Raw genomic sequence first — 9,592 nt, 5'->3', positions numbered from 1 at the left:
GCCGGACCAGGGATCGGCAGGGTGCGATAGAGGAGATACCATATGGATGTTCGCGTCTCAGGCCATCAGATCGACACCGGCGCTGCCTTGCAGAGCCATGTCGAAGACCGCATGCAAGGCATCGTCGACAAGTATTTCAACCGTGCGATCTCCTCGCATATCACTCTCGGCAAGGGGCCTGGCGGGTCGTACACCTCCGATATCGTGACGCATGTGATGCAGGGCCTCATCCTCAAGGGCCATGCCGAGGCGCATGACGTGCACCAGGCCTTCGAACAGGCCGCCGGCAAGATCGAAAAGCAGCTGCGGCGCTACAAGCGGCGCATACAGGACCGCCACGAACAGGCGCAGCACGCCATGCGCGAGGAAGAGGCTGCCTATACGATCTTCGCCGCGCCCGAACCGGACACCGAGGAAGAAATCACTGCCGACAGCCCGCCGATCATCGCCGAAACCAGCGCGATCATCCCGGAATGTTCGGTTGCCGATGCCGTGATGATGCTCGATCTGCAGAACACCAACGCCATCCTGTTCAAGAACGGGGCTACCGAAGCGCACAACATGGTCTATCGCCGCCCCGACGGCTCGATCGGCTGGGTCGAGCCCCGGTAAAGAAGGACGCAATGATGAACGAGGCGGCTACCAGCGGGGCCGAGCGGCACTGGCGTGCGCTCGAGCGGCTCTATGCCTCCGCCCCGGTGAACTCGCTCTTCGCCTCGCAACTCGAGGTGACGGGCGAAGGCCGCGCAAGGATCGTCTTCGACGTGACCGAGGCCTCCTATCACGCGGCCGGCGCTGCGCATGGCACGATCTATTTCAAGATGCTCGACGATGCGGCGTTTTATGCGGCGAACACGCTGGTGACCGACCGTTTCCTGCTGACGACATCCTTCAACCTCCACTTCACCAAGCCGGTGCGGACCGGAAAGGTGGTGGCGGAAGGGCGCTGGGTCAGCGGGCGCCGCCGCGTGTTCGTGGCCGAATCGCGCCTGGTGGACGAGGAAGGCGACGAAATCGGGCGTGGAACGGGCACGTTCATGAAGTCGCGCATCCCGCTTTCCAGCCTCGCCGGATATTCGGGCTGAGGGTCGGCATGGAGGGCGCGCGCCTCCCCACCCACCTCGAAGTAACGGGCCTGATCCGGACAGCACAGCAGCAAGGCGGCTTTGCAACGGTCCTCCGGTCCGGCGAACGCGATGCGGGAACCCTGGCGATATTAACCACCAATAGTGGCAATAATACAATGCTTTGGGAGCGCCTGCCGCGTCTCGATGGCGACCGGATTTTCGAGCGTACCAAGAAGCAAGATGCGGAAAACAAAGGGGAATTCGAGGATTATCTGGCCCGCCGCATGGCCCGTGACCCCGATCTTTGGATTCTCGAACTGGATGGCCCTGAAATGGAACGCTTGGTCGCAGAGTGGGCCCGTTAACTTGACACGGTTTCAAATGAGACTATTTGGCCGCCCAGCTTCGATGCGTAGGCGGCTTGCAACGGCAATGGGGTCGGCAGGCTAGCACGCAGACGGGGAGCAAGCGGCAGGACCGCAATCGGATCCGACCATATGGCGCCAGAAACGCGCTGTGGATCCCGGCCTGCGACAGCGAGCTCACCGCTTAGTCATTCGGAATAATGCGAAAGAGTTTGTTTGCCGCCGCGGCGACTGCCGCGACGCTTATCGCGAGCCTTGCCGGGGCTGAAGAAACCGGCGCCGCGGTCCTCGCTGCAGAAGCGGACCGTACTACCACTGTCTCCGAAACCGCCCTCACCGACGAGGTTGTCCCGGTTTTCGTCGAAGGCGAAGTGGTTCAGGACATTCCGGAAGAACCGGAATCCACCGACGAGATTTCCGACGACGCAGCGCAGGCCGCCAGCCTGCACGACCTCGTCGCCTCCATGCCCGCAGCCGGCCAGCTGTCGGAAGAAATGCGCTGCCTTGCCGGCGCGATCTACTTCGAATCCCGCGGCGAGCCGCTCGAAGGCCAGCTTGCCGTTGCCCAGGTGATCATCAACCGCAGCGAATCGCGCCAGTTCCCGTCGAGCTATTGTGGCGTGGTTTTCCAGCGCTCGCAGTTCAGCTTCGTGCGCGGCGGCCGGATGCCCAGCATCAAGCAGCACTCTGCTGCCTGGAAGCGGGCCAAGGCGATCGCCCGCATCGCCCATCAGGGCCTGTGGGACAGCGCTGCCGACGATTCGCTGTACTTCCACGCGAATTACGTCCGCCCGAGCTGGGCGAAGCGCAAGGTCGCCCGCGCGACGATCAATACGCACATCTTCTACCGTTAAGTCCGCCAGAAGGTATCAGATTGGGGTCCCCCCGCCGTGGTGCGGGGCGGCCCTTTCCTTTGCGAAGGCGCTCAGCTGCGCAGTTCGACCCACACGGGCGTGTGGTCGCTCGATTTCTCGCGGCCCCGGTATTCCTTGTCGACGCCGGCCGCCGTCATGCGATCGGCCAGTTCGGGCGAGAGCAGGATGTGGTCGATCCGGAACCCGTGATCGCGCTGCCAGGCACCGGCCTGGTAGTCCCAATAGGTCCACACGCCGCCACGCGGATTGAGCGTATCGATCGCATCGGTCCAGCCGTCGCCGAGCAGGCGCTTGTAGGCATCGCGCGCTTCGGGCTGCATCAGCGCGTCCGATGCCATCGCCTTGGGTGACCAGACGTCCTTGTCTTCGGGAATGACGTTGTAATCGCCCAGCACCACGGCAGGCACTTCCTCGTCCCAGATGGCCTTCATGCGTTCACGCAACTTGCCCATCCAGGCGAGCTTGTAGTCGAACTTTGGACCCGGGTGCGGATTGCCGTTGGGCAGGTAGAGGTTGCAGATGCGCACGCCGTTGACCTCGGCTTCGAGGTAGCGTGCCTGTTCTCCCTCGCCATCGTTCGGGCCGTCGATGCCGAGGCCGCGCTGGATTTCGACCGGCTCCACGCCATCGGCAAGGATGGCGACGCCATTGAAGCTCTTCTGCCCGTGCCAGATCGCCTTGTAACCGATTTCCTCGAACTCGGCGGCGGGGAAGCCGTCGTCCATCGTCTTTATTTCCTGCAGGCAGGCGACGGTGGGACGCGTTTCCTCTAGCCATTCCTTGAGACGCGGAAGGCGGGCTTTGATCCCGTTGATGTTGAAGCTGGCAATACGCATGGGCCGCGTGATGCCCGAAACGCTGCGCCGGGTCTAACCTAAATCCCGAAGCTCGAGCCGCAGCCGCAACCGGCCGCTGCCTGCGGGTTTTCGACCTTGAACGCTGCCCCGCCGAGTGATTCCACGAAATCGACCGTGCTGCCGGCGACCAGGTCGAGGCTGACCGGGTCGACGACCAGGCGCACGCCATCGGTTTCGCTGACGCTGTCGTCGGTCTCCGCACCTTCGGCGAGGTCGAACTTGTACTGGAAACCGGAACAGCCCCCGCCTTCGACCGAAAGGCGCAGGATTGCGGGCTTGGCCTGCTTGGCGGCAATCGCGGCAACGCGCTTTGCAGCGGACGGGGTAAGGGTGAGCATTTCGGCCATGGGCGCGATGTAGGGAGTGTCAGGCTGCTGCTCAAGCGTGCGTGATATATTCCCGCATGGCTTCGGCCTCGTGCTGCACCTCGTCGTACCGGAACTTCACGAGATCGCCGATGGAGATGAATCCGCACATCATCTCGGTCTCGATTACCGGCAAGTGGCGGATGCGCCGGCGGGTCATCAGGCCCAGTGCATCGTCGATGCTTGTCATGCGGTCGACCGTAATGGCAGGCGAAGTCATCACGTCGCCGACCCTGCGGTCGAGACAGGCCTCGCCCTCGTCGGCGAGGCGGTGGATCACGTCGCGCTCGGAAAAGATGCCGGCGACACGGCCCTGTTCGAGCACGGGCAGGGCGCCGATACGCTTCGTTGCCAGGATACGCACGGCTTCGCGGACGGACTGTCCGACCTCCACCGAGATGATGTCGGAACTCGCCCGCCCCTCGATGAGATTGCCGATGTTCATGCGCCTCTCCTGTGTTGCCTGTGCGGCAAGAATGACATTTTCCGGCGCAATTGGCGAGTCCGGCGGCGTGAAACCGTTGAAGCGCGCGCTTCTCGTCGCCATTGAGGGGGCATGACCAAGAAATCGCCGCTCGACGATCCCCAGCAGGCAGCCTTCGCCTGGGCGCGGTTCCGGCGGCTCATGCGCTTCCTGTTCCTGCTGACGGTCGGCATCGTCGCCATCGCGATGGCCCTGCTCTACAAGCAGGGGAGCGCGGCATCGGTGCATTATTACATCGCCATCGCGCTCGGCATCGGTTTCACCATGCTGCTGACCGGCGCACTGATGGGGCTGATGTTCCTGTCTTCGGGGACCGGCCACGATGAAAGCGTCGAGGACCCGACCGGCGACAGCTGGCGCAACAAGGACTAGTCGGCGCTGTCCGGCTCGCGCAGCCGGTATTCCTCGACCGGGACCCCGCCGATCAGATGACGCTGGATGATCGCTTCCAGCACGTCTTCGCCGCAGGAATGATACCAGACGTTTTCGGGCCAGACGACGGCGATCGGCCCCTTGGCGCAGACCTGGAGGCAATCGGCCTTGGTCCGCTGAACCGTCCCGCCGGGTCCCGCCAGGCCCAGCTCTTTCAGCCGCCTCTTCAGATAATTCCAGGCATCCTTGCCCTCGTCGCGCGAACAGCATTTCTGCTTCTCGCTGACAGCACACAGGAAAATCTGGCGCTCCAGCCCCGAAGCGCCGATTTTCGCATAGGCCCTTTGCGCCTTCTCCAGCTTACTCACCCGCGCCGTCCGGCTTCAGCCACCGGTCGAGCCACGCGAACACGGTGTTGTGCCACTGCAGCGAGTTCTTGGCGCCGAGCACCCAGTGGTTCTCGCCCGGGAAGACCAGCATCTGGCTCGGGATATTGCGCTCCTGCAACGCCGTGAAGCTGGCTAGGCCCTGCGTATAGGGAACGCGGAAGTCCTTTTCGCCGGTGATCACCAGCATCGGGGTCTGCCACTTGTCGACGTGGTTGACCGGGTTCCAGCGCTCGTATTCCTCGCTGTTCTCCGCATAGCTTCCGCCGAATTCCCACTTCGGAAACCACAGCTCTTCGGTGGTGTAATAGAAGCTGCGCATGTCAAATAGGCCGTCGTGCTGCACGAGGCAGTCGAACCGGTCGGGCCATTTCCCGGCGATCCAGTTCATCATGTAGCCGCCGTAGCTTGCCCCCATGGCGCAGGCGCGGCTGCCGTCGATCTGCTTGTCCCGCTCGAGCGCGGCGGCAAGGCCAAGCTGGAGGTCTTCGAGCGGCTTTCCGCCCCAGTCGTTGCGGATCGCATCGGTGAAGGCCTGACCGTATCCGGTGGAACCGTGGAAATCGACCGAGATGACCGCATAGCCCTGGCTGGCGACGACGCGCGGGTTCCAGCGGCTCGACCAGCCGTCGTTGAACGAGCCCTGCGGGCCGCCGTGGACGTAGAGGATGGCGGGCATCTTGCCGTCATGCCCGTCAAGCTTGGTGATTTGGCCCCAGACGGTGTCGCCGTTCGCGCCCTTGAAGCTGAAACGCTCGACCACGACAGGGGCAAGCTTGCCGATCGCCTGCATGGCGACCTGCGTCAGCGGCTTGGCCTGCGTCCAGTCGCGCGACAGGTAAAGCTCGGCCGGCGCGCCGATCGAATCGCGGGTGAACAGCAAATCGCCGCCATGCAGCGGAACGATATTGCCGATGTGGGCTTCGTTGCCGGCCATCAGGTCGAGCCGTTCGACCGCGCCGGTGCGCGGATCGATGCGGAAAGCGGGGGTGTCGAGGACGTCCTGCGCACTCGCCACGATCCAGCGCGAATCCGGGGTCCAGGCGATGCTGCCGAAGCTGCGGTCGAAACTCGCGGTCAGCGGTGTGGTGACGCCGGTCTTGAGGTCGCGCAGCATGATGACCTGCCGGTCCGCCTCGTAAGTCGGCCGCTCCATGGCGACATAGGCGAGGTACTGGCCATCGGGCGAAGGGGTTGGCAGCGCGTCGAGCGCCTCGTTGGCCTTGGTCAGATTGACCGGCGCATTGCCCGACAGGTCGGAGAACCAGATGTCGAGATTGGTCGAATAGGGCTCCTTCGCATCCGCTTCGCGCGCGGTGAAGAACACACCCTTGCCATCTGCCGCCCATGCGACATCCTCGCCGCCGCCGAAGGGCATGGTCGGCGTGTCGCCATTGGGCCCGCCGGCACCGAGCGGCCCGTCCACGGGCGTGCCCGTGCCGCTGGCGATGCCGTTTTCAAGCGGGAAAGCGAATACGCGGCTCAGGGTGCCCGGCGTCTCCCAGGTGTCCCAATGCCGGTAAAGACCGCCATCGCCTTCGTAGAGACGACCGTCGCCGGGGCCGGGCAGGTATTTCTTCGCGCTGTCGTCGCAATCGATACGCGTGCAGCTGCGTGCGATGTCGGTCCAAATGGCGATCCGGCGGCCGTCGCGCGCGACGCTGTAGCCATTGACCGCGCGGGGCAGGGCGGTGACCTGTGCCGCGTCCGAAACCGAGCCGTCGGAACCGATGCGGGCGCGCCAGACCTGCGTTGTGGCATTGTCGCCAGCGCCATCGGCCATGTAGTAGAGCCAGCCGTCATCGCCGAAGCTCGCTGAGGAACCTTCGAGGTCGAGCGCGACGGGCGCGCTGTCCACGTCGGCAAGCGAACGCAGGTAGAGCTTGCCCGAACGCTTGTAGCTTTCCGGATCGGTCGTCGTGACCGAATAAACAGCCAGCGTCCCTTCCGGATTTACCGTGGGGCTGCCGAGGCGCGGCATGGTGACGAGATCCTCGGCACTCATCGGCGCGCGCGCGTCATGCGCGGCGAGCGGGGTGGCGAGAAGCGCAAAGGCGCTGGCGAGCGGGAATGCGGCCCGGATGCGTGCTGTCATGGCCGCGCGGTGTAGCGCGACAATTATGGCAAGGGTAGGGGGGTTAGCTCTTCTTGCCGGCGATGCGCGCGATCTCGGCCTTGACCAGCTCTTCGACCATGCCGGGCAGGTTCTTGTCGAGCCATTCGGCCAGCATCGGGCGCAGCAATTCACGGGTCAGACCTTCGAGCGAGGTTTCGCCCTGGCGCACGATCTGCGGCTGTTTGCCCGGCTGGGCGAGCATGGCGAGCGCGGCGAAATTCTGACGCATGGCTTCGCGCGTGTCGCCGCGGGTCAGGGCGTCTTCCTCATCGTCGTCATCTTCCGAAACGGCTGCCGCAGAGGCTTCGACGTCGTCAGCCTCGACCACCAGTTCCTCGCCCAGGTCTGCACCCAGTTCGAGCACTTCTTCTGCCTCGTCTGCATCGGCGGGCTCGGCAGCTTCGGTCACGAGGCCGCGGCGCTTGCGGCGGTCGGCGATCATTTCGCCGCGCTGTTCGCTGTCGCGCGCAATGACCTTCTTGATCGAGTCGAGGATCTCTTCGACCGACGGTTCGCCCTGCTGTCCCATGCCTACCCCTGCATCCTCACTGGAATCCCGAATCGGGACGCACACTATAGCCCAGCCTATTCGCCAGAGTCAGCAGATTCGGGAATTTCCGCTGTCGGTGCGGGCACTTCCACCGTGCGCGGCGACTTGGTGACCGGGTCCGGATCGCGGCTCCAGTCCCAAATATTGCCGCGCACGCGGTCGTAATTGGCGACCGGATCGTACAGCACACCCTCGTCGCCGAGGCCGAGGTCGCGCGCCTCGGCGCGGCCCATTGCGGCCAGCAGCGAGAAGCCCGCCACATAGGCGTTGCGGCGCGCGGTCACGAGCTGGACGCGGCTCTGCAAAAGTTCCTGTTCGGCATTGAGCACGTCGAGGATGGTGCGGTTGCCGATGGAGTTTTCCGCGCGCACGCCTTCGAGGCTCAGCTCGGCAGCGGCCACCGCGCTCTGCGAGCTTTCGATGATGGCGAGCGAGGCCTGCCAGCTCGACCAGGCCGAACGGACCTGCGCAATCACGTCGCGCTCGGTCGCGATCACGGTTTCGAGGGCTGCCGAGGCGCGAGCCTGTGCCTGGCGCTGCAGCGCGGCCGTCCGCCCGCCCTGGAAGATCGGCAGGCGCAGCGAGACACCGGCCGAGGCGGCGGTCGCGGTCTGGTCGCTGGGAATGCGCGGGCTGGTGGGGTCCTGCGGATCCTCGAACCCGTCGGGAATGCTGCCGAGGAAATTCTGGTAGTCGTAGCCCGCGAAGATCGAGACGCGCGGCAGGCGGCCCGAACCGGCGACATTGATGTCGTAGCCTGCCGCCGCAGCGCGTTCCTGCGCGGCGATCAGGTCGGGATTGTGTTCCAGCGCCACATCGACCGCGGTCTCCACATCGCCGGGAAGGCCCGGCAGGGGCGGCGGCGGGGCAAGGTCGTTCGGCGCATCGCCGACCAGCGCGATATAGTTTTCGCGCGCGGCGATTAGGTTTGCCTGCGAAGTCCTCAGATCGCCCTGCGCAACGGCCAAACGGGCCTGCGACTGGGCAACATCGGTGCGGGTCAGGTCGCCGATTTCGAACCGGTCGCTGGTTGCCTGGACATTGACCGAAAGGACATCGACCTGGTTGGACGAAAGCGCGACGAGCGCCTGCCCGCGCAGCACGTCCATGTAGGCGGCCACGACGCGCGAGAAGATGGCGCTTTCGGTGGCGCGCAAATCGGCCCTGCCGGCCTGCACGCGCTCTTCCGCGGCGCGGATGGAATTCTTCACCGCACCGCCCGAATAGATCGGCACACCGAGATCGACGCCTGCGACCAGTGCGCGCTCGGGCGCGAAGAAGCTGGTGGAGTTCTGCTTGAGGAATTCGGTCACGCTCGCCGTGCCGTCGACGGAAGGAAGGCCTGCCGATTTCTCGATCGGGACGTTCTCGTCGGTGGCGCGCAGCTGGGCGCGCGCTGCCTCGAGCGTGGGATTGTAGAGATAGGCGTCAGTCAGCGCTTCCTGCAGCGTGTCGGCATGCACCGCCCCCTGCGGAAAAGCGATTGCGGCAATGCTCGCCGAAATAGCCAGTCCTGCCCGAAACCCTCCCAATGCCATTCAGAAACTCCAGCTTGCCGGTTTGTCGAATGCGCCGAGGCGCGGAATGCCCATCTCTGCGAGCGGCAGCAGGCCCAGCGCCTTGCCGGCCTTGCGACCCGTTGCGAGGCGCGTGACGCCCCGCTCAACCAGGCCGGTCACGATGCGGCCATTGTCGGCCACCAGCTTGGCGAGCCCGGCAGGAATGTGTTCGATAGCCCCGTCGACGAGCACGAGCGTGTACTCGCCCTTCTTCTTGGCGTTTGCTGCCTTGTCCGGGCTGGTCACGTCGAGCGATGCGACCAGCGGCTTGACCAGCGCGGGCAGGTAGCCGCTGCCGGCATCGATCACGAGCACCTTGTCCTCGCTCGTCGGGCGGGCTTCGGCCAGCATCGCACCGTGGAACAGCGGTGCGGGTAGGAAGCCGCCATCGGCGAGGCGGATGGCCCGGTCCATGTAAGCGGTGCCCTTGGCGCTATCCGGCACGAAATCTTCGCGCGCAACAGTGCCCATGCGTTCGAGAACGAAAGCCTCGTTCACGCCGCTGGTGCGCAGCTGGCTGTCGATCATCGCCTTGCGGGCGGCGGCATAGTCGGGGCGGGTCTGAGTCTGAGTGGTCATGATAATCCGGGGGCTGT

The 9,592-nt window shown here is 64.8% G+C and carries 13 protein-coding genes; 5 read left to right on the top strand and 8 right to left on the bottom strand.

The features are described from left to right. The first annotated feature begins 42 nt into the window (after positions 1-42). The 4 genes from hpf (at position 43) to LCL94_RS06980 (ending at position 2,286) form a co-directional block, all read left to right on the top strand. The gene (gene hpf, locus LCL94_RS06995; protein ID WP_224831581.1) at positions 43-612 is read left to right on the top strand and encodes a ribosome hibernation-promoting factor, HPF/YfiA family; all 570 of its coding nucleotides are present in this window, start codon (positions 43-45) and stop codon (positions 610-612) included. Between the two features lie 14 nt (positions 613-626). Further along, positions 627-1,085 (top strand): PaaI family thioesterase, encoded by a 459-nt coding sequence (locus LCL94_RS06990; protein ID WP_224831580.1) that lies wholly within the window; start codon positions 627-629, stop codon positions 1,083-1,085. A gap of 8 nt (positions 1,086-1,093) precedes the next feature. Further along, positions 1,094-1,432, top strand: coding sequence for a DUF1491 family protein (locus tag LCL94_RS06985; protein ID WP_224831579.1), 339 nt, complete (start codon positions 1,094-1,096; stop codon positions 1,430-1,432). 200 nt (positions 1,433-1,632) lie between these two features. After that, entirely contained in the window at positions 1,633-2,286 is a 654-nt protein-coding gene (locus LCL94_RS06980) for a cell wall hydrolase (protein WP_224831578.1), read from the top strand. A 71-nt stretch (positions 2,287-2,357) separates the two neighbouring features. On the opposite strand, the gene xth is transcribed toward LCL94_RS06980, so the two are convergent. The 3 genes from xth to LCL94_RS06965 are packed head-to-tail and all read right to left on the bottom strand — an operon-like array spanning position 2,358 to position 3,974. Next, a complete protein-coding gene (gene xth / locus LCL94_RS06975; protein ID WP_224831577.1) occupies positions 2,358-3,143 on the bottom strand; it encodes an exodeoxyribonuclease III in 786 nt (261 codons plus the stop codon). Between the two features lie 38 nt (positions 3,144-3,181). After that, a complete protein-coding gene (locus tag LCL94_RS06970; protein ID WP_224831576.1) occupies positions 3,182-3,511 on the bottom strand; it encodes a HesB/IscA family protein in 330 nt (109 codons plus the stop codon). 31 nt (positions 3,512-3,542) lie between these two features. Beyond that, positions 3,543-3,974, bottom strand: a complete 432-nt coding sequence (locus tag LCL94_RS06965; protein WP_224832676.1) for a CBS domain-containing protein — start codon at positions 3,972-3,974, stop codon at positions 3,543-3,545. A gap of 111 nt (positions 3,975-4,085) precedes the next feature. Between LCL94_RS06965 and LCL94_RS06960 the strand changes: the two genes are divergently transcribed. After that, positions 4,086-4,385, top strand: a complete 300-nt coding sequence (locus tag LCL94_RS06960; protein WP_224831575.1) for a hypothetical protein — start codon at positions 4,086-4,088, stop codon at positions 4,383-4,385. Here LCL94_RS06960 and LCL94_RS06955 read toward each other — a convergent pair. The 5 genes from LCL94_RS06955 to LCL94_RS06935 are packed head-to-tail and all read right to left on the bottom strand — an operon-like array spanning position 4,382 to position 9,575. Further along, positions 4,382-4,753, bottom strand: a complete 372-nt coding sequence (locus LCL94_RS06955) for a (2Fe-2S) ferredoxin domain-containing protein (RefSeq protein ID WP_224831574.1) — start codon at positions 4,751-4,753, stop codon at positions 4,382-4,384. The genes LCL94_RS06960 and LCL94_RS06955 overlap by 4 nt on opposite strands. Continuing rightward, a complete protein-coding gene (locus LCL94_RS06950; RefSeq protein ID WP_224831573.1) occupies positions 4,746-6,866 on the bottom strand; it encodes an alpha/beta hydrolase family protein in 2,121 nt (706 codons plus the stop codon). The genes LCL94_RS06955 and LCL94_RS06950 overlap by 8 nt, the downstream gene beginning before the upstream one ends. A 43-nt stretch (positions 6,867-6,909) precedes the next feature. Beyond that, complete coding sequence (locus LCL94_RS06945) at positions 6,910-7,416, bottom strand: DUF2497 domain-containing protein (protein ID WP_224831572.1); 507 nt, start codon at positions 7,414-7,416, stop codon at positions 6,910-6,912. A 56-nt stretch (positions 7,417-7,472) separates the two neighbouring features. Then, the gene (locus LCL94_RS06940) at positions 7,473-8,975 is read right to left on the bottom strand and encodes a TolC family outer membrane protein (RefSeq protein ID WP_224831571.1); all 1,503 of its coding nucleotides are present in this window, start codon (positions 8,973-8,975) and stop codon (positions 7,473-7,475) included. After that, positions 8,976-9,575, bottom strand: a complete 600-nt coding sequence (locus LCL94_RS06935) for a protein-L-isoaspartate O-methyltransferase family protein (protein ID WP_224831570.1) — start codon at positions 9,573-9,575, stop codon at positions 8,976-8,978. Positions 9,576-9,592 lie beyond the last annotated feature (17 nt).

This window comes from Qipengyuania gaetbuli (genome assembly GCF_020171365.1).
Taxonomy (GTDB): domain Bacteria; phylum Pseudomonadota; class Alphaproteobacteria; order Sphingomonadales; family Sphingomonadaceae; genus Qipengyuania; species Qipengyuania gaetbuli_B.
The sequence above is the reverse complement of the archived record's forward strand: the minus strand, read 5'-3'. Positions and strand labels throughout refer to the sequence as shown.